Genomic DNA, 22,104 nt, shown 5'->3' with positions numbered 1-22,104 from the left:
CGTCAGCCGCTCTTTGGCATCCTCCAGCGACATCTTCCGGCCCTTGGCAGGCGCGACCGAAACGGCCCCGGCAGAGATGGCCGGCTTGCACGGCTCGAACATTTTCACGCACCGAAACGCGCGAAAATCGGCGCCTGAGTCGCGACTTGAGTCGACTCGATTCGATTTTGTCAAATCGCGTTTGATGTCAGATTCATCTACGGGTAGATTAGATCCGAATCAGCCGGTCCTCGGGGGGCGCGGCGACCACCCAAAGTCTCAAGTGCCGGAATTTTCTGGCGCCAGACGCGGACGGCTTCGCGTTCCCTGAATGGATTCCGTCTGATCGGGCGCGACCCCGCGCTTGTGTGTGTCTCGTAAATGTAACGCGTTTTCAGGTTCGGCGGCTGGCTCTCCAGCATCCGGACATCAGCATCGATTCCGGCCAAAAACAGCAAATGAGCAGTCCCGCCGCGCTTCTTCAATCCGACACATTGGGCTCGCGCCTGACGTCGCGCGGCGATCTCACCAGCTTTTTCATGGAGTTGACCGCCGAGATCGGTGCCGACAGCTATATGCTGGTCGCCATCGTCCACGATCAGGACCGCAATGACGCGCGCATCGTCTCGTCCAACTGGATTTTCGACGCCATCGAACTGATCGGCAAGCGGCTGATCGCTGGCCTCGCCCAGGGCGCGCTCACCGTTGCGCCGGGCATGCGTCCAAGGCCGCTGGTGTCGGCGCAGGCACCACAGGCCGAGGGGCTGGTCTCCGGCGAAGAGGCACGTCTGCTCGACGTGCTCGGCCATGCCGAGATCTATTCGCTCAGGCTGAATGTCGGCCGCCAACGCCTGTTCGCGCTGTTCTCGGCGGCAGCCGCCGGCCGGATCGACCAGCCAGCGCTGATGAAGGCGCAGTTGAAGTGCTGCTACGCGCTCTCGCATATTCCGCAACTGATCGCCGCCGCCGCCATGCAGGATCCGCTGTCGGACCGCGAGCGCGAATGCCTGTTCTGGGTCTCGGAAGGCAAGACCACGGACGAGGTTGCCGTCATCCTTGGCGTGTCCTCCAACACCGTCAACAGCTACATCACCCACGCCATTCAGAAATTCGCGGCCAGCAACCGCGCGATGGCCATCGCCACGGCGATCAGGAGCGGCATCATTTGAAACAGGCCGACGTCAAGCAGGCCGCCGAGGCCCTTTTCAACGACCAGCGCAGTCCGTTCGGCGCCTTCTCGCTCGGCTCCGAAACGCATCACGCCGTGACCATTCCCGATGCTGTGCGGCGCTGCCGTTGGATCGCCGTCGACATCAATGCCTCGGCCTTCGGCCTGTTCTTCGTCAGCCCGTCGCTCGAGCGGGCGCGGCTGGTGCCGTGCTTCGATTCCGACTATCCCGGCATATCGGTGGCGACCAAGTTCATTTCGGGCGCTAATGGCGAGGAGATCGTGCGCCATAGCAGGATCTCGACCGAACCGCGCTGGTGGACGGATGACGGTGTGGCGACCATGAGCGAGATGTTCGGCGGCCTTGCCTGGACCGAGCAGATGGCGCCGCTGGCGCCCGGCAGCAGCGGCATCGCCTTTCCCGTCCACGCCGACCGCGGCCAGTGCGGCCTCGTCGTCTTCCTGGGCTCGGAGATCGCCCTGCCGCAGGACGCGCTCTATGAAATCCACGCCCGTTGCTTTTCGCTGTTCGCCGCCGTCGCCCGCATGCGTCCGGGCGATGTCGGCAAGACGCGCGCGATCTCCAAGCGCGAGCTCGAATGCCTGAAACTGACCGCCAACGGCAACACCAGCGAGGAGATCGCGCGGCTCCTGAAACTGTCGGTGCATACCGCCAACCAGTATCTCACCCAGTCGACGCAGAAGCTCAATGCCGTCAACCGCAACCAGGCGGTCGCCAAGGCGCTGCGGCTCGGCCTGATCGAATAGTTAGAACGCCAGCGGCTCGACCTTGCGGATCCGCGCCTGTTCGACCACCGCCTCGAGCAGCGCCGTGTTGTGCTCGGGGTCCTCGCCGGGCTTTTCGAACGACACGTAGTTGACGGCGACCGAGGCGCCTTTTTCGCTCAGCGTCAGCTGGAAATAGACCGTGACGCCCGGCGGCCGGAGCTCGAGATCGAGCACGATGTGCGGGCTGCCGCTCCAGTCGACATGGGCCTCGCCGCCATGGCCGAGCCTCAGCGTGCCCGGCTTGAAGAACAGCTCCGCCGCCGAATCGACCAGATCCGACAGGCAGGCGAAATGCTCCAGCCGGATGAAGGCGATATAGTCGGCGACATCGATCAGCCTGAGCTCCGCCACGACTTGCTCGATGGCGCTGGCGACGATGATCTCGCGGGAGTTGGCGTGCGGTTGGCGGTTCATGAAATCTGTCTGCGCCCAGCCTTTTTCGAGTAGACGATCCGCACCAGTTCGGCGACGGCCTGGTAGAATTGCGACGGGATCACACTATCGACCGAAACTTGCTTGTACATGGAGCGGGCGAGCGCCACGTCCTCGAAGATCGGGATGTTGTGCTCGCGCGCGATTTCGCGGATCTTGAGCGCCACCAGATCCTGCCCCTTGGCCAGCACCAGCGGTGCCGAATCCTCGTCGCGCACATATTTCAGCGCGATCGAGAAATGCGTCGGGTTGGCGATGATCAGCGTCGCGCGCGGCACCGCCGTCATCATCCGTTTGCGAGCGCGGTCGCGCGCCAGCGAGCGCAGCCGCGACTTCACGATCGGGTCGCCCTCGGACTGCTTGAACTCGTCCTTGACCTCCTGCTTGCTCATGCGCAGGTCCTGTTTCCAGTGGAAGCGCGACCAGACGATGTCGATCGCCGCGATCAGCCCCATGACGAAGACGATCGCCACCAATATGTCGACGGCGATGCCGCGGATGACGAGGCCGAAGGCAACGGGATTGGTGATCATGCCGGCGAGCAGCTTGTGGTGATCCTCGGACAGGGTGAAGGCGAGCACGACAATGGCGAAGCCGACCTTGCCGAGCGCCTTCAGGAACTCGACCCAGCCCTGCACTCCGAACAGCCTGTTCCAGCCCTTGACGATCGAGATGCGCGACAGCTGCGGCCTGATGCGTTCGCCGACGAATTGCGGCATGTTCTGGAACACCGAGGCGCCGACGCCGGCGATGGTCAGGAGCACCAGCAGGCTGAGGATGGCACGGCCCACCTCCAGCATGACGATCTTGTAGAGCGCGATGACGTCGGTCTCGGTGTCCATCGGCCAGGCTTCCGGCTTCTCCAGGAACATCGACAGGAACATGCCGAGATCGACAATGGCATCCTTGGCGTAGAAGACGGTGAACACCAATATGGCGACGAAGGAGGCCAGGAGCGCGGTCTCCCTCGAATGGGGCAGCTTGCCCTGTTCGATGGTGTCGCGGATCTTCTTTTCCGTCGCTTCTTCGGTTTTGGAATCCTTGTCGACCGCCTCTGCCATGATCCGGCCTTAGGCGGCGGCGTTCTGGGTCGCGGGAAGCTCGAACGCGCCTTCGCGCGCCAGCCGGATTGTCGTCGTCACGATCGTCTTGCGCGCCGCCATGATGTCGGCGAGGGGAACCCCTTCGGATCCTTCTCCGAGTTCGGCTTCGATCATGCGCCGCGAGCGCGCGCCGATCGCCGACAGCGCCGCTTCGGCAAGGATCGCCGAAGTGCCGCGCAGCGCCAGCGTGACCAGTTCGGTCGACAGCCCGTCGAATAGAAGCACGCGCGCTTTCTGGGTAAGCAGCGGCAAATCGTCGAAGGAGAACAGCCGAGCCCGGACGCCGTCGAGATCGGGCGTGCCGGCGGCCTCGAGATCCTGCATGACCTCCTCGAGCAGCGGCTTGTCCAATTCGTTGAGAACGCTGGCGACGCGCGCCTGTCCGGCCGATGTATCCTTGGTCGCGGTTTCCGCCAGCACGCTGGTGCGCAGCCGGTTTTCGACGATCCTGCTGGCGGCGTCGGGAACATTGGCCATCGTCACCATGCGCTTGATGATCTCGCCGCGCGTCGGCTTGCTCAACGTCAACAGCACGCTCGCCGCCGCCTGCGGCGCCAGCTTCGACAGCACCATGGCCGCAGTCTGCGGATGTTCACCGGCCAGGAAAGTACCAAGGCGCACCGGCTCGAGCTTCTCGAGCTCGGGCCAGATCGGCGGCGGACCTTCCGGCGCAACCTCGAATTTCTTGTCGCCCATGATCGCGCTCATCTCCTCGGGCGAGAGCGATTCGTTGAGGATGGTGTCCATCCTGTCGGCGGAATCGAGCAGTCCCGCGCCTTCGGTGAACTCCGCTTCGAACTCGGCGACGATGCGCTCGAGATCGCCTTGCGGAATGGTCCTGAGCAGCCGGGCGCCCTCGATCAGCGCCTTCAATTCCTCCTGCTTGAAGAATTTCAAGAGGCGGCTGGCCGACGGCTTGCCCATCGCCACCAGTATGGCGGCCGCCTTCTGCGGACGCGTCAGGGAAAGGGACGTTGTCATGCCTTTCGCTCCCGCTGCCGCCCGCAAGACCCGCGACGCATCTTCACGCGCCCTTCGTGCCGGCGATGATTTCGGTCAGCCTGATGCCGAAGCGCGACGGGTCGCTTTCGAGCACGGTAATCTCGCCGCGCGCTATTCTGCGGCCGTTGACCACCACGTCGACCGGTTCGCCGATGCGGCGATTGAGCGCCACCGTTGAGCCCTTCTGCAGCGCCATCAGGTCGGAAACCGGCATCTCCGTGCTGCCGAGAATGATCTGGACGTCGACTGGGATGTTCATGATGACGCTTGAATTGGCCGCGGACGCGGCCTTGAACGCGATATCGGGGCGCTGTTCCTCTTCATGCAGAACCCCGCGCAATTCCTCGATGGCGCGGTCGAGCTGCTCGTCCGGCTGGTCGATTTCGGCTTCTGCCTTGGTCTTGGCCATGCATCGTCTCCAAAAGCTCAGGCGTGCCCGGCACCAGCCGGCATGAGCCCGTCGATAAAATCCTGTCCGGCATCATAGGGATGCTTGATCCGGACGGTGTAATTCTGTCCCAGCTTGCCGAACTCGCATACGAACAGCGTCTGGCCGCGCGCGCCGAGACGCGCTTGCGACTGCGCCGTTTCCTCGAATTCGATGATCTGGCCAATTTCGAAATCGGCAAGATCGCCGAGCGTCAGTCGGGCCAGCGGCATGGTCGCCTCGAGCGCCACCGTGGAGCGCATCACTTCTTCCGAAAAGCGCGCGCGCCAGCTGGCGCCCTGATCGTTCTCGCCGCCGGCGGCAGCGCTGTCCCGGCTGGCCAGCACGACACGCTGCGGCATTGTCACCGTAACGGTGCCGCTGTCGGCCGGCGTCGAGATGCCGAAGACGATGCGGATTGCAGCGCCATCGCGCAACACGTGCCGTTTGGCTTCGGTGCCCGACATCGCCCGCGGCACCGGCAGGCGCAGGTCGAGCGATCGTCGTCCCGATCCGTTCAGTGCCTGCGCGACCTGCTGGAACACCATGGTCGAAACATCGACCTCGATCTGCGACAGATCACGCTCTATCGGAGATGCCGGCATCTCCGGGTCACCGCCGAACAGCGTGCAAAGCGTGACCGCGATCGCCGGCGCATCGATCACCAGGGTCATGGCATCGGAGGACGTTGCTGACGCAACGATGGTCATGGCAAACGTATCGCCGGCACGGGAGCGGGCCTCCGCGACGCGGCTGACCTCGACGCCCCTGAGATCGACGGTGACCGGAACTCCAAGCTCACTGGTCAAGCTCTTCTGCAGCAGCGGCGCAGCGCGCTCTGCCATGCCCCGGCCGGTGCCGATGACCTGGGCGGCCTCGCCGCTGTCGCCGACCAGGCGCTCGATGATCAGCGAGCGCGCTTGTGAGGGACTGCCGGGACTGGTCATGACAATGTCGGCACCGATCTGTCGCGCATCGCTCAGGCGGCCCTTTTCTCGGCGGAGCCGGTGTTCATCGTGCTCTGCTCGACGGCGTCGATGGTCGGCCGCTCATAGGACGATATGGTCTTGCGGCCGAACTCGATCGCCACCTGCGGCAGGGCGCCGTTCATGTAGGCGAGCAACGTCTGCTTGACGATGATGTAGAGGCGGTTCTTCTTCTCGCGCACCGTCTTGATCTTGGTGGCGACGGGCCCGACCACCGCGTAAGACAGGAAGATGCCGAGGAAGGTGCCGACGAGGGCGGCGCCGATCAGGCCGCCAAGGATTTCCGGCGACTGGTCGAGCGCGCCCATCGCCTTGACCACGCCGAGCACGGCGGCGACGATCCCGAGCGCCGGCAGGCCGTCGCCGACCGCCACTAGCGCGTGGTAGGCTTTCATCTTGTCGGACTTGATGGTCTGGATTTCCTCATCCATCAGCGCCTCGATCTCGTGAGAACGGGCGTTGCCGATGATGATGATGCGGCAATAGTCGCAGATGAAATGCGTCAGGTCGTGGTTCTTCAGCACGGTGGGGAATGCCTGGAAGATCGCCGATTCCTCGGGATTGTCGATATGCGCCTCGACCTCGCTGCGCGACTTCGAACGCAGTTCACGCATCAGGCTATGCAGTACGCCGAGCGTTTCCAGATAATCCTGCTCCTTCGGCACGGCCTGCTTGAAGGCTTCGAGGATGCCCCTGCCGGTGTCCTTGACCGTTTTCATCGGATTGGCGACGAGGAAGGTGCCGAGTGCGGCGCCGCAGATGACCACCGCTTCCCAGGGCTGCATCAGCACATGCAGATGCCCGCCCATGGCCATGAAGCCGCCAAGGACGCAGCCGAGCGTCACCACCAGTCCAATCAGAATGCCCACGAGAGGTCCTTCCGCATTTCAAGTCAGCTGCAAGGGATAGTCCCCGTGCCTTGTGTGAGGCTTGAATCGGAGCGGCATCGAGCCGATCGGCGCGATTCAGTTTCGCGCAAGGAAGTGAGTTTATTGTGCTGGCATAGCTTCGGCCGGAGGCGCGTCCTTGCTCAGTACCTATACCAGCTACCAGATGATCACCAGGGACATCGACAAGTCGATCGACCGCATCGAAAAGCAGCCGACGGTCGATCGCGACACCAAATATTATCTGGACAACATCACCAAGGTGAAATCGATCGACGATTTCGTCAACAATGACCGTTTGTTCAAATATGCCATGAAGGCCTATGGCCTGGAGGACATGGCTTACGCCAAGGCGTTCATGATCAAGGCGCTCAAGGAAGGCGTTTCCGACCCGAACAGTTTCGCCAACAAGCTGACCGACAAGCGCTACGCCGAATTTGTCAGCGCCTTCAACTTCGCAGCCAACGGCGCCAATACCACCGTCTACAACAAGGCGCAGCAGCTGGTGACCGGCAACTATGCGCTGCAAGTACAGATCGGCGCCTCGCAGGCGGGCTTCTCTTACTATCAGAGCGAAACCGCCTACTATGTCACCAACATCTCCAAGGTTAAGTCGATCGACGACCTGATGGGCGACAGCCGCCTGCTGACATACGCGATGGCCGCATTCGGGCTCGACGCCGAAACCGAACCGGCCGCAACGGTAAGGGCGATGCTCGAAGGTGGCGTCAGCGATCCCAACAGTCCCGCCAACAAGCTGACCGACAAGAGTTACGCCAACTTCGTCTCGGCGTTCGACTTCGTCCAGTATGGCGATCAGACGACCACGCGCGACAGCGTCCAGCAGGCGGTGCCTAAGGGCTACATGGCCGGAGCCGGGCTGACGTTGGTCAAGCCGAGCGCGCAGTACGTCAAGGGCGAGGCCGATTACTACGCGGCAAACATTTCCAAGGTGAAGTCGATTGACGACCTCATGGCGGACAAGCGCCTGCTTACATTCGCCATGGCGTCATATGGACTGGATGCGTCAACCGAAACCCCGCAGCAGATCCGCGCCATGCTCGAGGGCGGCGTGAGCGATCCCAATAGCCCTGCAAACAAGCTGACCGATAAACGATACGCCAACTTCGTCACGGCCTTCGATTTTGCCCAATATGGCGATCAGACAACCACGCGCGACGCAGTGCTGAAAGATACGCCGAAAATCTACACGACAGGGTCGGCGCTTGGCCTGATCAAGCCGAATGCGGACTACATCAAGTCGGAGACCGCATATTACCTGGCCAACATCACGAACGTGAAATCCATCGACGATCTGATGGCCAACAGCCGCCTGTACAATTATGCCCTCTCGGCCTACGCGCTCGATCCGGCGACCGAGAGCAAGGATCTCATCCGCAGCGTCCTGGCCGGTGGCGTCCGCGACCCCGACAGCGTCGCCAACAAGATGACCAACAAAGCCTATGCCGGGCTCGCCTCCGCCTTCAACTTCGAACAATACGGCGAAGCGGCCACCACGACCAATCCGGCACAGCAGCCGACCGTGGACAAATACATGCGCCAGACGCTGGAGGAGGATGCCGGCCAAACCAACGAGGGCGTACGGCTAGCGCTCTATTTCCAGCGCAAGGCGCCTGATATCACCAGCTGGTACGATGTGCTCGCCGACACCGCTCTTGCCAGCGTGGTGCGCACCGTGCTCGGCCTGCCCGATTCCTTCGCCACCGCCGACGTCGACAAGCAGGCGCAGCTGTTCGAGCAGAAGCTCGACATTTCTGATTTCTCCGACCCCGAAAAGCTCGGTAAGTTCCTGACCCGCTTCACCTCCATGTACGAGATCAACCACCCAACCTCGTCAGCCGTGTCGTCGATCAGCGTGCTCTTCGCCAAACCGGTCACGGCGGGGATCTCCACCGACCTGATGATGGCCATGCAGAAGTTGAAGTTCTGACCATGCGGGACAGTCTCTACGTCGCCCTTTCCTCGCAGATCGCGCTCGAGCGCCGGCTCGACACGATCGCCGACAATGTCGCCAATGCCTCGACCGTCGGCTTTCGCGCCACCGGGGTGAAGTTCGAGGACGTGGTGTCCGGCAGCGGGCCGAAATCCGTGTCCTTCGCCTCCTCGGGCAAGACCTACCTTTCCGGCGCCCATGGCTCCCTGACCGAGACCGGCAATCCGTTCGATTTCGCCATACAGGGCGACGCCTGGTTCGCCATCGAGACGCCGGTCGGCACCGTCATGACCCGCGATGGCCGCTTCTCGATGAACGAGAATGGCGAGCTGATGTCGGTCGAGGGACATCCCGTGCTCGACGCCGGCGGCGCGCCGATCCAGCTCGACCCCCGCAACGGCCCCCCCAAGGCCGGTGCCGACGGCTCGTTGCGCCAGAACGATCAGCTGGTAGGCTCCATTGGCCTGTACAATTTCGATCCGGGCGAAAATTTCGTGCGCTACGGCAATTCCGGCATAGTGCCGGCGCGCACGCCCGAGCCGGTGACCGATCGCGCCGATATCGGCGTCGCCCAGGGCTTTGTCGAGGAATCCAACGTTAATCCGGTGCTGGAGATGACGCGGCTGATCATGGTCCAGCGCGCTTTCGAGAACACCGCCGCCCTGATGCGGCAGACTGATTCCTCCACCGACGAGGCGATCAAGACGCTCGGCTCGAAGTAGCATGTCGCTCGACCAGCCAACCCTGCGCGCACCCGAAAGACTGCCCCAGCCAACGCCGGAAGACCGGCTTGCCGCGCTGGAGCGGATATGGCGGCGCTTCAGCGATGCCGAAGGACTGCTCAAACGCGGCGGCCTCGTCACCGAAGTCACATCGACGCATTACAAGGTGCGCGGCCTTTCGGATTTCGCCAGGCTGGGCGATCTTGTCGAACAGCGCGGCCATGCCGGCACGCGCCGCGGCGAGATCGTCAAGATCAGCCGCGACGAGATTGTCGTGGCCCCCTTCGAACGCAGTGCCGATGCCGGCATAGGCGACGCCGTTTTCCGTCGCGGTCCGCTCGCTGTGGCGCCGCATGCCTCGTGGCGCGGCCGCACGATCGACGCGCTCACCCGGGCGATCGACGGTGGCCCGCCATTGATCAGGGGCGACGGCATGTCCGGGGCCGCCACGCCCGGCGCCATGGCGCGCCAGCGCGTCGGCACCGCCTTCATGACCGGGGTCAAGGTCATCGACATTTTCACGCCGCTCTGTTTCGGCCAGCGCATGGGCGTCTTTGCCGGTTCCGGTGTCGGCAAGTCGACGCTGCTGGCCATGCTCGCCGGCGCAGACGCTTTCGACACCGTCGTCGTGGCACTGATCGGCGAACGAGGCCGCGAGGTCCGCGAATTCCTCGAGGACACGATCGGCGACAGCATGGCCAAGACCGTGGCCGTCGTCGCCACCAGCGACGAGAGCGCCATGATGCGCCGGCGCGCGCCGGACACTGCGATGCGCGTCGCCGAACATTTTCGCGACCAGGGCCACCGCGTGCTTCTGGTGCTGGATTCGATCACCCGCTTTGCCCACGCCCTGCGCGAAGTAGCGACGGGAACGGGTGAGCCGCCGGTCGCGCGCGGCTATCCCGCTTCGGTTTTCACCGAGCTGCCGAAGCTGCTCGAACGCGCCGGGCCGGGAGTGGAAGGGAAAGGATCGATCACCGCGATCATTTCCGTGCTGGTCGACGGCGACGACCACAACGATCCGGTGGCTGATTCCGTGCGCGGCATCCTTGACGGCCATGTCGTACTCGACCGCGCGATCGCCGAGCAGGGCCGCTATCCGCCGGTCAATCCGCTGTCGTCCATATCACGCCTGGCCGGCAAGGCCTGGAGCGTCGAGCAGCGCGCGCTGGTGACGCGGTTGAAGTCGATGATCTCCCGCTTCGAGGACACGCGCGACATCCGCCTGCTCGGCGCCTACCAGGGCGGCGCCGACGCCGAACTCGATATGGCGGTGCGCCAGGTACCCCTGATCTACGAGGCGCTGATGCAATCGCCGAAGGACCGCCCGTCCGCTGATCCGTTCTCCGATCTCGCCCGCCATCTCAAGGGAAAGCAGAATGCCGAACCAGGGGACTGAGCTCCAGCATACCGAGCGTATCCTGCGCGAAATGATCGCGGAGGCGAAAGCCGAAGAAGAGATCGAAGCCAGCCGCAACTCGGCCATCGACGGGCTCTTCGCGGCGCCGCAATGGCCTCAGCCACCCAAGACCGCGTTTCCCAGGCTGGGCAAGAAGGCCGACCGGCGCAGCGATTTCGTCATCGCAGCGCTCGGCATCACGCTCGGCCTGATCTGCGCGCTGTTTCCTTGGTATATCTTCTTCAATCAGGAACAGTTCGGCGTCCAGGCAATCAAGTTCGGCGGCACCGGCACCAATTCCGGACGCGAGGGCGGCGGCGTGGTTGCCGAGCGCAGCGCGCCGCTGACGGCCAAGGACGTTCCGAATGCCGATATCGACCTGCTTGCCACCGGAACCGTGCAGGATGATCCCAGCGCCGCCCCGGCGCCAGATGACCAGCCCTTTCCGGCCGACGTCACCAAATTCCGCATGGTCCACGTCGCCAATGGCCGCGCCATGATCGAGGACGACACCGGTCTGTGGATGGTCCAGCGTGGCTCGGTCCTGCCGGATTCCAACAAGGTGTCGTCGATCGAGCAACGCAACGGCAAATGGGTGATGGTCACCAGCGCCAACCAGGTGATCGAGCTTTCCAGGTAAGTTGGCCGCGCTTGCCGGTTGCGTCCGCCCGCAAGGTCCGCGCAAGACTGGCGGCCTAGTCTTTGGGCACACGCCCGGAGATTCCCATGGAGCCCGTTTCTCTTTTCGATCTAGCCGCCAAGCAAGCGCAATGGCTGGCCGTGCGTCAGTCGGCGGTCGCCGGCAACATCGCCAACGCCAACACGCCGGGCTATACGGCAAACGATGTCGAGCCGTTCGAGAAGGTGCTCGACCGCGCGGCGGTGTCGTTGCAGACGACACAGGCCGGACACCTCGGCAGCGCCGCGACCAATGCCGGTTTCGCGATCAAGCCACAGGAAGACGACGGCGTCGTCATGCCGTCCAAGAACACCGTCGTGCTCGAGGACCAGCTTCTCAAGGCCGGTGAGGTGCGCCGCTCCTTCGAGCTCAACACGGCAATCGTCAAGGCATTCCATTCGATGATGATGATGGCGGTGAAGAGCTGACCATGGACGCGCTCACAGCAGCCCTCAAAGTAGCAGCCTCGGGCCTCGGCGCCCAGTCGGAGCGGCTGCGCGTGGTTTCCGAAAACCTCGCCAATGCCCAGTCGACCGGCACCACCCCCGGCTCCGACCCCTATCGCCGCAAGACCATCAGCTTCGTCTCCGAGCTCGACCGGACCACTGGCAGCTCAACGGTCGAAGTGAACTCGATCGACCGCGATCCCAGCGATTTTCCGGTGGAATTCCAGCCCGGCAACGAGGCCGCCGACGACAAGGGCTACGTCAAGATGCCCAACGTCAACGTGCTGATCGAAATGGCCGACATGACCGAGGCCAACCGCTCCTACGAGGCTAACCTGCAAGTCGTGAAGCAGGCGCGCGATCTCATTTCAATGACCATCGACCTGATGAGGAACCAATGATCGTGAACGGCATCGGCGCGCTAAACCTGAAGCCTGGACTTGGCGACACGGCGACTGAGCTGCTTCAGGGCGGCGTTGCGCCCGCGACCGCAGGCAACCTCGGCACCTCCTTCGCCGAGGCGCTGAGCCAGGCGGCCACAAAGACCGTCAACACGCTGCAGAACGCCGAGCAGGTCTCGGTCCAGGCGCTCAAGGGCGACGCCGACACCCGCCAGGTCGTCGATGCCGTCATGAGCGCCCAGCAGGCGCTGCAGACCGCCGTCGCCATCCGCGACAAGGTCGTTTCGGCCTATCTCGAAGTCAGCCGCATGGGCATCTGAGGAGTTCGGCCATGAAAGCACTCGCCATCGCCGCTACCGGCATGAACGCCCAGCAGACCAATCTGGAAGTCATCGCCAACAATATCGCCAACATCAACACCACTGGCTACAAGCGGGCGCGGGCCGAATTCTCCGACCTGCTCTACCAGGTCGACCGCACGCAAGGCGTGCCCAACCGCTCCAACGCTTCGCTGGTGCCGGAGGGCGTCTCGATCGGCCTCGGCGTCAAGACCACCGCCGTGCGCAACGTCCACACCCAGGGCGAACTGACCAGCACCGGCAACAGTTTCGACATGGCGCTCACCGGCAGGGGCTGGTTCCAGATCGAAGGCGCCGATGGCGGCACGCTCTACACCCGCGCCGGCGCCTTCAACACCAACGCCACCGGCCAGCTGGTGACGGTGGACGGCGCCAGCGTCATTCCAGCGATCAACGTCCCGGTCGACGCCGTCGAGGTCATCGTCAACAAGACGGGCCAGGTCTTCGCCCGCATTGACGGCCAGACCGACCTGCAGAATCTCGGTCAGCTCCAGATCGTCAACTTCGCCAACGAAGCCGGACTGGCGCCGCTCGGCGACAATCTCTTCCAGGAAACGACCGCCTCTGGCCCGGCCAATGCCGGCGTGCCCGGCGATCCCGGCTTCGCCACCATCCAGCAAGGCTATCTCGAGGCCTCCAACGTCGACCCGGTCAAGGAAATCACCGAACTGATCTCGGCGCAGCGCGCTTATGAGATGAATTCCAAGGTCATCCAGGCCGCCGACGACATGGCCTCGGTCGTCTCCAAGAACATCAGGTAACGACAATGGCCGGTCCGGTCTCCTGCTCCGCGTTCCGCCGCACCGCGCTCGTCCTTGCGCTGGTGACCGGCGGCATGCCGGCTTTCGCGCAGGACGCGGCCAACCGGTCGGCAACGCAGATCGCCAGCAGGCAGCCTGCCGGCGAGGTCGTGCTGATCCCAAACCGGGTCATTTATCCCGGCGAGACCATCGAGCTCGCGGCCCTCAAGCAGGTGACCCTCATCCCCGGCAAGCACAAGCCCGACGCGGTGGCGACCCTTGCCGAGGAACTCCAGGGCAAGATCGCCAAGCGCACGCTGCTGCCCGGCCGCTACATCCCCGCCGCCGCCATTCGCGACGCCTGGCTGGTCGAGCAAGGCGCTGCCGTGCAGGTTTTCTTCATCGCCGGCGGACTGACGATATCGGCCACCGCCGTGACCTTGCAGCCAGGCTCGGCCGGCGATCTCATCAAGGTTCGCAACAGCGACAGCGGCAAGATTCTCTCCGGCACGGTGATGGCTGACGGAACCATCCAGGTCAGCGCTTCATGACGCGTCCGCTTATTATCCTGCTTGCGGCCGCGCTCGGCCTGCAGCCTGCCTTGGCCGACGGCCTCACGCCCAAGGCCAAGCGCGAACTCGCCGCCAGGAATGGCGGCGTCTATGACGATCCTGAATATGATCCGGCCACCACCACGCGCATGTTCCGCGTCTCGCCCGGGCCAAGCTCGCTGCCGCCGGGCCAGGTCGCCTCGCGCATCAAGGACATCGCGCAGCTGCAGAGTTCACGCGACAACCAGCTCGTCGGCTACGGCCTGGTCATCGGCCTCGCCGGATCGGGCGACAGCTTGCGCAACTCGCCGTTCACCGAACAGTCGATCCGCGCCATGCTGGAGAATCTCGGTATCGCCACCGAAGGCGGCAGCGCGCGTGCCAAGAACGTCGCCGCCGTCATCGTCACCGCCAACATGCCGCCCTACGTGCAGTCGGGCGCGCGCATCGACATCGACGTTTCCTCGATGGGCGACGCCACCTCGCTCGCCGGCGGCACGCTGATCATGACGCCGCTGAAGGCGGCGGACGGCGAAATCTATGCCGTCGGCCAGGGCGCGGTCATCGTTTCGGGCTTCACCGCCCAGGGTCAGGCCGAGCAGTTGACGCAAGGCGTCCCGACCGCGGGCCGCGTGCCGAACGGCGCCATCATCGAGCGTGCCGTGAAGGCCGAGTTCGATGACCAGCCGATACTGACGCTGCAGTTGCGCAATCCCGATTTCTCGACCGCCATTCGCATCGCCGACGCCATCAACGACTATACCAGCCAGCGCTTCGGCATGCGCGTGGCGGCCGAGCGCGATTCCCGCACCGTCCAGATCAGGCGGCCGAAAAGCGTCTCGGCGGCCCGCTTCTACGCCGAGATCGAGAACCTCGTGGTCGAATCCGATACGCCGGCCCGTGTCGTCATCGACGAGCGCACCGGCACCATCGTGATCGGCAACGACGTCAAGATCTCGCGCGTGGCCATCAGCCACGGCACGCTGACGGTGCGCATCACCGAAGCGCCACGCGTCGTGCAGCCCGAACCCTTCTCCAAGGGCGAAACCGCCGTCGAGCCGTTCACTGCCATCGACGCCAGCCGGCCCGACGCGCGCGTCGCCGTGCTCGACGGCCCCGACCTGCAAACCCTGGTTTCCGGTCTCAACCGCCTCGGCGTGAAGCCCGACGGCATCATTGCCATCCTGCAAGGCATCAAGTCGGCCGGCGCCCTGCAAGCCGATCTGGTTCTCCAATAGGCGATGCCGATGATCTTATCCCCCTCGTTCCATCAAGGATGCCGCCCCGCCGCGATCCTGTTCGCGGCCTGCGCTCTGACGGCCTTTTCCAGCGGCGTGCACGCCGAGGAAGCCGTCCGCCAGGTTCTGCCGGGCGCGCCGCCCGCACCCGCGCCGCAGCTTTTGGCCCGGGAGAAGGCTCCCGACCAAAGCGAGATCGAGCGCTTCTGCTCCAACATAGCCGACGCCGCCCGCGACCGCCGCTACGTCTTGCAGGCGGAGGAGTTGAAACAGCTCCAGGCCGGCATCGACCAACGCATGAAGGCACTGGACGACAAGCGGGCGGAATACGAGACCTGGCTGAAGCGGCGCGAGGTGTTCCTGGCCCGGGCCGAGGACAGCGTCGTCAAGATCTATGCCGGCATGAAGCCCGACGCGGCGGCCGAGCGCCTGGCCATCGTCAATGCCGATCTCGCCGCGGCCATCCTGATGAAGCTCGATTCGCGCAAGGCCGGCGTCATCCTCAACGAAATGGACCAGAAGGCGGCGGCGACGCTCACCGGCATCATGGCCAGCGCAGCCCGAAGGGTAGATCCGTCATGATCCGCAGAACGCTTGTCCTGTGCGCGGTCGCAGCTTTGTCCGGCTGCGGCACCAATCTCAAGGAGATCGGCAGGGAGCCTTCACTGTCGCCGGTCGGTTCCGGCATCGGCAATGAAGGAGCTTCGCCCTACAGCTACCCCGAGCCACCTGCGGCGCCGGTCAAGAAATTCTCGCTGTGGGACGATCGCCAGAGCCGGCTGTTCACCGATCCCAGGGCGTTGCGCGAAGGCGACATTCTCACCGTCAGGATCAAGCTCAACGACAAGGCCAACTTCAAGAACCAGAACGACAGGAGCCGCACCGCCTCGCGCAAGCTGGGTTACGACGTCACACTCGGATGGGAAGACAAGAGCACGAGCGGCAAGGGCGACGCCGGCCTGAGCTCCAGCACCGAAACCAATGCGGACGGCGAGATCAAGCGCTCGGAAAACCTGGAGCTCAACGTCGCCGCCGTGGTCACCGAAGTTCTGCCCAATGGCAATTTAATGATCAGGGGCTCGCAGGAAGTGCGTGTCAATTATGAGCTCAGGGTGCTTACCATCGCCGGCATGGTGCGCCCGTCGGATATCGGCGCGGAGAACACCATCTCCTATGAACGCATCGCCGAGGCGCGCATCTCCTATGGCGGCCGCGGCCGCGTCAGCGAGGTCCAGCAGCCGGCCTACGGCCAGCAGATCCTCGACCAGGTTCTTCCGTTCTAGGGCATTGGAGACCGCAGCACCGTGGCCAGCGTCGAACAGGTTCCGTCTCGCAAGGGTCCTTCCCTTGCCATCCAGGGCGCCATGCTGCTCCTGGTGACGGCTGTCGCCATCGGCATGGGATGGTTGTCCGGCGGTTATCTCAAGGGTGTGGGGGCACCGGCATCGGTACCGGTCGCGCCGGAAAACGAGGGCAAGGTGCCCAAGCCCGCCGACGTAGAGCCCGGCACGGGACCGTCACTCGTCGCGCTGGCGCCGATCACCACCAATATCGCCTCGCCCGCCGAGACCTGGATCAGGATGGAAGTGTCGGTGGTCTACGACGCGCCGCAGCCGCCGGCAATGTCGGATGCGATCCATCAGGATCTCCTGGCCTTCGTGCGCACCCTGAAGATGCACCAGATCGAAGGCGCCAGCGGCTATCAGCACCTGAAGGCCGATATCGAGGAGCGCGCCTCGATCCGCAGCCAGGGGCATGCCAAGCAGGTACTCATCAGGACGTTGCTGCTCGAATGAAGAAATTTCTTCTTGCCGCGGCGCTGCTCGGCGCCGCCACATCGATCGCAACGGCCCAGCAACTGGACCTCGGCGGCATCGGCAAGGCCGACGGCACCACCGTCGGCTACATCATCCAGATGTTCGGCCTGCTCACCGTGCTGTCGGTGGCGCCGGGCCTGCTGATCATGGTGACGAGCTTCACCCGTTTCGTCATCGCCTTCTCGATCCTGCGAGCCGGCATCGGCCTGCAGTCGACGCCGGCGAACCTAATCCTCATTTCGCTGTCGCTGTTCATGACCTTCTATGTCATGGCACCGACCTTCGACCAGGCCTGGAATACCGGCGTCAAGCCGCTGATGGACAACCAGATCAGCCAAACCGAGGCCTTCGAGAAGATTTCCGATCCCTTCCGCACCTTCATGCTGCACAATGTGCGCGACAAGGACTTCGATCTTTTCGCCGACCTCGCCCGCGAACGCGGCCAGACCGTTGCGAAGGAAACCGTCGACCTGCGCATCCTGGTGCCCGCCTTCATGATCTCCGAAATCCGGCGCGGCTTCGAGATCGGCTTCCTGATCGTCCTGCCGTTCCTGGTCATCGACCTGATCGTCGCCACCATCACCATGGCGATGGGCATGATGATGCTGCCGCCGACGGTGGTATCGTTGCCGTTCAAGATCCTGTTCTTCGTCCTGATCGACGGCTGGAACCTGCTTGTCGGCAGCCTGGTGCGCTCCTTCAACTGATCGCGCCCGGCGCCGGCCGCGCTCTCTCGTTTTTTTCGACAATATTTTTCGATTAACCGTCCGGTTTAGTCCTTTGGTAGGGACTTGCCGCCATATTCCCCGCAGATGGCGGGTGATCGGGTCTCAGACAGATCATTGGCATGATGCCGCTCCGTCATACCGGCCAATCCGGTATGTCAAAAAACACCTGTAAAAAGTAAGGTACGAGTAGCCATGGCCAGTATCATGACCAATGCCTCGGCGCTGACCGCGCTGCAGAGCTTGAACGCCACCAACAAGAACCTCGAAACCACCCAGGCCCGCATCTCGACGGGCTATCGCGTTTCCCAGGCTTCGGACAACGCCGCTTACTGGTCGATCGCCACCACGATGCGTTCCGACAACCAGCAGATGTCGACCGTTTCGGACGCGCTCGGCCTCGGCGCCTCGAAGGTTGATACCGCTTATACCGGCATGAACAGCGCGATCGACACCATCAACCAGATCAAGACCAAGCTGACCGCCTCTTACGGCCAGACGGATGCCGACAAGGAAAAGACCCAGACCGAAATCGCCGCCCTTCAGAAGCAGCTGAAGGCCTATGCCGACGGCGCCAGCTTCTCCGGCACCAACATGCTGTCCGTGGACAGCGGCACGGGCACGTCCGTGGCGGACGTCAAGATCGTTTCGGCCTTCAACCGTGACGCTTCCGGCGCGGTATCGATCTCGACGATCGACGTCAACGTGGAAAGCACCAAGCTCTACGAGGCGGGTACCACGGCCGGCACCGCGAAGGGCATCCTCGACGCCGCGCGTCTGGGCACCGACGGCAGCGTCACCGCCACGGCGGCTACTCCGGCTGCTGGTGCTACCGTTGCGGCCGGCGACACCTATTCGGTCGCCAGCCTGAAGATCTTCGACTCCGCAACGGGCAAAGGCTTCAGTGACGACCAGATCTCGGGGATGATGAACGTCGTCGACGCCGCGCTCAAGGACATGACGAACGCCGCCACCACGCTCGGCGCTGCCAAGAGCTCCATCGACCTGCAGAAGACCTTCACGCAGAGCCTGATGGACTCCATCGACCGCGGCGTCGGCCAGCTCGTCGATGCCGACATGAACAAGGAATCGACCCGCCTCCAGGCCCTGCAGGTTCAGCAGCAGCTCGGCATCCAGGCGCTGTCGATCGCCAACGGTTCGTCGCAGTCGATCCTGTCGCTCTTCCGCGGCTGATCGCCTTCACCATCCACGAACAGCACCAAGATATCGGGCCGCGCCAAAAGCGCGGCCCGATTTGCGTTTGCTCCAGCCCCGCGCAATCCTCGTTCCTTAACTGTCGAAAGCTGACTTTTAACAGGGTGTTAACCATATCGCGCTAAGTATGGTTAACCAATAGCTTACGACAGGTTGTCGAATCGGCCCGACCGGCACGATCGCAGCCGATGGACAGGCCGATCAGGCCTGTGGGCATGCCGGCTTAGAGAAGGAGCGAGTTTCTTGGCGAGCATCATGACGAACGCTGCGGCGTTGACTGCACTTCAAAGCCTCAACGCCACCAACAAGTCGCTCGAGCAGACACAGGCCCGCGTCTCGACGGGCTACCGGGTCTCCGAGGCCTCCGACAACGCCGCCTACTGGTCGATCGCCACCACCATGCGCTCCGACAACCAGGCGCTCTCGACCGTGCAGGATGCGCTCGGCCTCGGCGCCTCGAAGGTCGACACCGCCTATACCGGCATGAACAACGTGCTGGACACGATCGGCAAGATCAAAACCAAGCTGCTTTCGACCGTCGGCCAGACGGATGCCGCCAAGGCAAAGACGCAGACCGAAATCACGGCGCTCCAGGCGCAGATGAAGTCCTTTGCCGATGCCGCCACCTTCTCCGGTTCGAATTTCCTGTCGGTGATATCCAAGCAGGTGACGGCCGCCAATGACGGCGTCCAGCCCGACTCCAAGATCGTGTCCTCGTTCAACCGCACCTCGTCCGGCGCCGTCCAGCTCGGTACGATCGACATCGATGTCGAGAGCACCAAGCTTTTTGATTCCGGGCTCCCCACCGAGGTCAAGAACCAGGGCATTCTAGACCGCAAGACATCGATCTATTCGACCGCGGCCGCGCAGACCCTGTATGACACCGCCTATGCGGCGTCGATCGCCGGTGGATCAACGGACATCGCAGCCAATACCGCCGGCCAGACCGCGGCGGGGGCGGTTGCCAAGGTCGACAATATTTCCGCCTACAATCTCGACATCACTGCGGCGGGCGTGACCGACGACATCATCACCCAGATGATCACCAAGATCGACAACGTCATGAGCCAGCTGACCGATTCCGCCACCATCCTCGGTTCGGCCAAGAGCTCGATCGACCTCCAGAAGACCTTCACGCAGAGCCTGATGGACTCCATCGACCGTGGTGTCGGCCAGCTCGTCGACGCCGACATGAACAAGGAATCGACCCGCCTCCAGGCGCTCCAGGTGCAGCAGCAGCTCGGCATCCAGTCGCTGTCGATCGCCAACAGCTCCTCGCAGTCGATCCTGTCGCTGTTCAAGAGCTAAACCACCGACTCGATCCCTTCACCGGAAGCCTGACGGGCCGCGCGCCGAGCGCGGCCCGATTTCATTTTCGCACAAGCTTCGAGGGCTAGTGTTCCAGCGGACAGTCATGCTGGGAGTAGTCGACCGTGCCGGAACAGATCCAGAGCATCATCGCGAATCTCCGCGGGTTTGGCGTGAAGCGCCTAGCCATGCTGGCGGGCATCGCCGCATTGGTGATGAGCGTCATCGGTGTCGCTTCCGTCTATCTCAACCGTCCGGCCTACGAGACGCTCTACGTCGGGCTCGACCGCTCCGACGTGAACCAGATCGGCCTGGTGCTGGGCGAGGCCGGCATCGGCTTCGACGTCGGCTCCGACGGAACCTCGGTGCTGGTACCGGCCGGCACCACCGCGCAGGCGCGCATGCTGCTTGCCGAAAAGGGCCTGCCGACCAGCGCCAATGCCGGCTATGAACTGTTCGACAATGTCGGCTCGCTCGGCCTGACCTCCTTCATGCAGCAGATCACGCGTGTGCGCGCGCTGGAGGGCGAGATATCGCGCACCATCCAGTCGATCGCGGGCGTCAAGGCGGCGCGCGTCCACATCGTCATGTCCGAGCGTGCCAATTTCCGCCGCGACGAACAGCAGCCCTCCGCGTCGGTCGTCATCCGCTACGCCGGCATCGACGCCGAGAAAAGCGCAATGTCGATCCGCCATCTCGTCGCCGCCGCCGTTCCCGGCCTCTCGGCCGACAAGGTGACGGTGCTCGATTCCAACGGCAATCTGCTGGCGGCGGGAGATGATCCCTCCAACACAAGTGCCGCCCGCACGCTCGGCGTCGAGCAGACCGTCGAGGCGCAGATCGGCGACAATATCCGGCGCGCCCTCACCCCTTATCTCGGCCCGGACAATTTCCGCGCCAGCGTCAAGGCCGACGTCAACACCGATACCCGCCAGACGGAGGAGACGATCTTCGATCCGGAGTCGCGCGTCGAGCGTTCGGTGCAGTCGGTGCGCGCCAACGAGAACAACAACCAGAAGCAGGCCTCGACGCCGGCCAGCGTCGAGCAGAACCTGCCCGAGACACAGACGACCGCCACCGAGGGTCCGCAATCCTCCTCGCAGAACGACCGCAGGGAAGAGATCACCAACTACGAGATCAACTCCAAGAAGATCGCCACCGTCTCCAATGGCTACAGCGTCACCAAGATGTCGATCGCCGTGGTCGTCAACCAGGATCGGCTGAAGGCTATCCTGGGCAAGGACGCCACGCCCGAACAGATCGCCAAGCGCGTCGCCGACATCCAGAAGATGGTGACCTCTGCCACCGGCTTCGACGACAAGCGGGGCGATGTCATCGACGTCTCGGCGGTCGAGTTCATCGACGGGCTCGACGGCGAGGCGATCCCGCAGGCCGGAATGCTCGATTCCGTCGGCCAGCATGCCGGCACGCTGATCAATGCCGGCGCCTTCATCGTCGTGGTGTTCCTGGTGGCCTTCTTCGGCCTGCGCCCGATGGCGGCGGCCCTCACAGCAAAGGCGACGCCGGCCATAGCGGGTCCCAATTTCGACGAGGTCCAGCGCTCGCTGCCGACGCCGGAGGCCACGGCTTCCGCCGAAGCCGGCTCGGCGGTCGGCACCTTGCCGGGCGTGCGGGCCGGTTCCACCCCCCTCGACGACCTGCGCCAGAAGATCAGGCCCGCGCCGCAGGAGCGGCTTGCCCGCATGGTCGACCTCAACGAGGAGCGCACCGCGCAAATCTTGCGCAAATGGGCGGCCCAGGAAGTCGCGGTGTAGCC

General features: G+C 63.8%; 25 protein-coding genes. 19 read left to right on the top strand and 6 right to left on the bottom strand.

Annotation, left to right across the window (positions count from 1 at the left end):
• Nucleotides 1-437: 437 nt before the first annotated feature.
• Together LB551_RS11950 and LB551_RS11945 are read left to right on the top strand one after the other, a co-directional pair.
• Nucleotides 438-1,148 carry a helix-turn-helix transcriptional regulator gene (locus tag LB551_RS11950; RefSeq protein WP_140496200.1) on the top strand — a complete coding sequence of 237 codons (711 nt, stop codon included), beginning with the start codon at nucleotides 438-440 and terminating at the stop codon, nucleotides 1,146-1,148.
• On the top strand, nucleotides 1,145-1,915 hold the full coding sequence (locus LB551_RS11945) for a helix-turn-helix transcriptional regulator (protein WP_224623910.1): 771 nt from the start codon (nucleotides 1,145-1,147) through the stop codon (nucleotides 1,913-1,915). The genes LB551_RS11950 and LB551_RS11945 overlap by 4 nt, the downstream gene beginning before the upstream one ends.
• Here LB551_RS11945 and LB551_RS11940 read toward each other — a convergent pair whose 3' ends face one another.
• Genes LB551_RS11940 through motA form a run of 6 tightly spaced genes read right to left on the bottom strand, consistent with a single transcriptional unit; the run spans nucleotide 1,916 to nucleotide 6,755 of the window.
• Nucleotides 1,916-2,350, bottom strand: a complete 435-nt coding sequence (locus LB551_RS11940; RefSeq protein WP_224659260.1) for a hypothetical protein — start codon at nucleotides 2,348-2,350, stop codon at nucleotides 1,916-1,918.
• On the bottom strand, nucleotides 2,347-3,429 hold the full coding sequence (gene flhB, locus LB551_RS11935; RefSeq protein ID WP_224659259.1) for a flagellar biosynthesis protein FlhB: 1,083 nt from the start codon (nucleotides 3,427-3,429) through the stop codon (nucleotides 2,347-2,349). Before flhB ends, LB551_RS11940 begins: the two co-directional genes overlap by 4 nt.
• A gap of 9 nt (nucleotides 3,430-3,438) precedes the next feature.
• Entirely contained in the window at nucleotides 3,439-4,452 is a 1,014-nt protein-coding gene (locus tag LB551_RS11930) for a flagellar motor switch protein FliG (RefSeq protein WP_263495789.1), read from the bottom strand.
• A gap of 43 nt (nucleotides 4,453-4,495) precedes the next feature.
• Nucleotides 4,496-4,882, bottom strand: coding sequence for a flagellar motor switch protein FliN (gene fliN, locus LB551_RS11925; RefSeq protein ID WP_140496205.1), 387 nt, complete (start codon nucleotides 4,880-4,882; stop codon nucleotides 4,496-4,498).
• Between the two features lie 17 nt (nucleotides 4,883-4,899).
• Nucleotides 4,900-5,847 (bottom strand): FliM/FliN family flagellar motor switch protein, encoded by a 948-nt coding sequence (locus tag LB551_RS11920; RefSeq protein WP_140549678.1) that lies wholly within the window; start codon nucleotides 5,845-5,847, stop codon nucleotides 4,900-4,902.
• A gap of 32 nt (nucleotides 5,848-5,879) precedes the next feature.
• A complete protein-coding gene (gene motA / locus LB551_RS11915) occupies nucleotides 5,880-6,755 on the bottom strand; it encodes a flagellar motor stator protein MotA (RefSeq protein ID WP_140496207.1) in 876 nt (291 codons plus the stop codon).
• Nucleotides 6,756-6,912: 157 nt separating this feature from the next.
• On the opposite strand from motA, the gene LB551_RS11910 reads away from it, so the two are divergent.
• From LB551_RS11910 to fliF, 17 genes are all read left to right on the top strand, one after another.
• The gene (locus tag LB551_RS11910; RefSeq protein ID WP_224659258.1) at nucleotides 6,913-8,724 is read left to right on the top strand and encodes a DUF1217 domain-containing protein; all 1,812 of its coding nucleotides are present in this window, start codon (nucleotides 6,913-6,915) and stop codon (nucleotides 8,722-8,724) included.
• A 2-nt stretch (nucleotides 8,725-8,726) separates the two neighbouring features.
• The gene (flgF, locus tag LB551_RS11905) at nucleotides 8,727-9,449 is read left to right on the top strand and encodes a flagellar basal-body rod protein FlgF (RefSeq protein ID WP_140549676.1); all 723 of its coding nucleotides are present in this window, start codon (nucleotides 8,727-8,729) and stop codon (nucleotides 9,447-9,449) included.
• Between the two features lies 1 nt (nucleotide 9,450).
• A complete protein-coding gene (fliI, locus tag LB551_RS11900; protein ID WP_224659257.1) occupies nucleotides 9,451-10,848 on the top strand; it encodes a flagellar protein export ATPase FliI in 1,398 nt (465 codons plus the stop codon).
• The gene (locus tag LB551_RS11895; protein WP_224659256.1) at nucleotides 10,829-11,488 is read left to right on the top strand and encodes a hypothetical protein; all 660 of its coding nucleotides are present in this window, start codon (nucleotides 10,829-10,831) and stop codon (nucleotides 11,486-11,488) included. The genes fliI and LB551_RS11895 overlap by 20 nt, the downstream gene beginning before the upstream one ends.
• An 86-nt stretch (nucleotides 11,489-11,574) precedes the next feature.
• A complete protein-coding gene (flgB, locus tag LB551_RS11890) occupies nucleotides 11,575-11,955 on the top strand; it encodes a flagellar basal body rod protein FlgB (RefSeq protein WP_140496212.1) in 381 nt (126 codons plus the stop codon).
• 2 nt (nucleotides 11,956-11,957) lie between these two features.
• The gene (gene flgC / locus LB551_RS11885; protein ID WP_140496213.1) at nucleotides 11,958-12,374 is read left to right on the top strand and encodes a flagellar basal body rod protein FlgC; all 417 of its coding nucleotides are present in this window, start codon (nucleotides 11,958-11,960) and stop codon (nucleotides 12,372-12,374) included.
• Complete coding sequence (locus LB551_RS11880; RefSeq protein ID WP_181168599.1) at nucleotides 12,371-12,694, top strand: flagellar hook-basal body complex protein FliE; 324 nt, start codon at nucleotides 12,371-12,373, stop codon at nucleotides 12,692-12,694. The genes flgC and LB551_RS11880 overlap by 4 nt, the downstream gene beginning before the upstream one ends.
• Before the next feature lie 11 nt (nucleotides 12,695-12,705).
• A complete protein-coding gene (gene flgG, locus LB551_RS11875; RefSeq protein ID WP_140513636.1) occupies nucleotides 12,706-13,494 on the top strand; it encodes a flagellar basal-body rod protein FlgG in 789 nt (262 codons plus the stop codon).
• Nucleotides 13,495-13,499: 5 nt separating this feature from the next.
• Nucleotides 13,500-14,024, top strand: coding sequence for a flagellar basal body P-ring formation chaperone FlgA (gene flgA / locus LB551_RS11870; RefSeq protein WP_140549673.1), 525 nt, complete (start codon nucleotides 13,500-13,502; stop codon nucleotides 14,022-14,024).
• The gene (locus tag LB551_RS11865; protein ID WP_140549672.1) at nucleotides 14,021-15,262 is read left to right on the top strand and encodes a flagellar basal body P-ring protein FlgI; all 1,242 of its coding nucleotides are present in this window, start codon (nucleotides 14,021-14,023) and stop codon (nucleotides 15,260-15,262) included. The genes flgA and LB551_RS11865 overlap by 4 nt, the downstream gene beginning before the upstream one ends.
• 3 nt (nucleotides 15,263-15,265) lie before the next feature.
• Nucleotides 15,266-15,844 carry a MotE family protein gene (locus LB551_RS11860; RefSeq protein ID WP_411970940.1) on the top strand — a complete coding sequence of 193 codons (579 nt, stop codon included), beginning with the start codon at nucleotides 15,266-15,268 and terminating at the stop codon, nucleotides 15,842-15,844.
• Nucleotides 15,841-16,545 carry a flagellar basal body L-ring protein FlgH gene (gene flgH / locus LB551_RS11855; protein WP_140632564.1) on the top strand — a complete coding sequence of 235 codons (705 nt, stop codon included), beginning with the start codon at nucleotides 15,841-15,843 and terminating at the stop codon, nucleotides 16,543-16,545. The genes LB551_RS11860 and flgH overlap by 4 nt, the downstream gene beginning before the upstream one ends.
• Nucleotides 16,546-16,626: 81 nt before the next feature.
• The gene (locus LB551_RS11850) at nucleotides 16,627-17,058 is read left to right on the top strand and encodes a flagellar basal body-associated FliL family protein (protein ID WP_263495820.1); all 432 of its coding nucleotides are present in this window, start codon (nucleotides 16,627-16,629) and stop codon (nucleotides 17,056-17,058) included.
• Nucleotides 17,055-17,786 (top strand): flagellar type III secretion system pore protein FliP, encoded by a 732-nt coding sequence (gene fliP, locus LB551_RS11845; protein WP_140513640.1) that lies wholly within the window; start codon nucleotides 17,055-17,057, stop codon nucleotides 17,784-17,786. Before LB551_RS11850 ends, fliP begins: the two co-directional genes overlap by 4 nt.
• A gap of 213 nt (nucleotides 17,787-17,999) precedes the next feature.
• Nucleotides 18,000-18,998, top strand: a complete 999-nt coding sequence (locus LB551_RS11840) for a flagellin (RefSeq protein WP_140566244.1) — start codon at nucleotides 18,000-18,002, stop codon at nucleotides 18,996-18,998.
• A gap of 264 nt (nucleotides 18,999-19,262) precedes the next feature.
• Nucleotides 19,263-20,327: a flagellin gene (locus LB551_RS11835; protein WP_140549666.1), complete on the top strand. Its 1,065-nt coding sequence runs from the start codon at nucleotides 19,263-19,265 to the stop codon at nucleotides 20,325-20,327.
• 125 nt (nucleotides 20,328-20,452) lie between these two features.
• Nucleotides 20,453-22,102: a flagellar basal-body MS-ring/collar protein FliF gene (fliF, locus tag LB551_RS11830; RefSeq protein WP_224659253.1), complete on the top strand. Its 1,650-nt coding sequence runs from the start codon at nucleotides 20,453-20,455 to the stop codon at nucleotides 22,100-22,102.
• Nucleotides 22,103-22,104: the final 2 nt, after the last annotated feature.

The organism is Mesorhizobium sp. BR1-1-2 (genome assembly GCF_020165435.1).
Taxonomy (GTDB): Bacteria; Pseudomonadota; Alphaproteobacteria; order Rhizobiales; family Rhizobiaceae; genus Mesorhizobium.
Note: the sequence above shows the minus strand (reverse complement) of the source record. Positions and strands in the feature narration are given on the sequence as shown.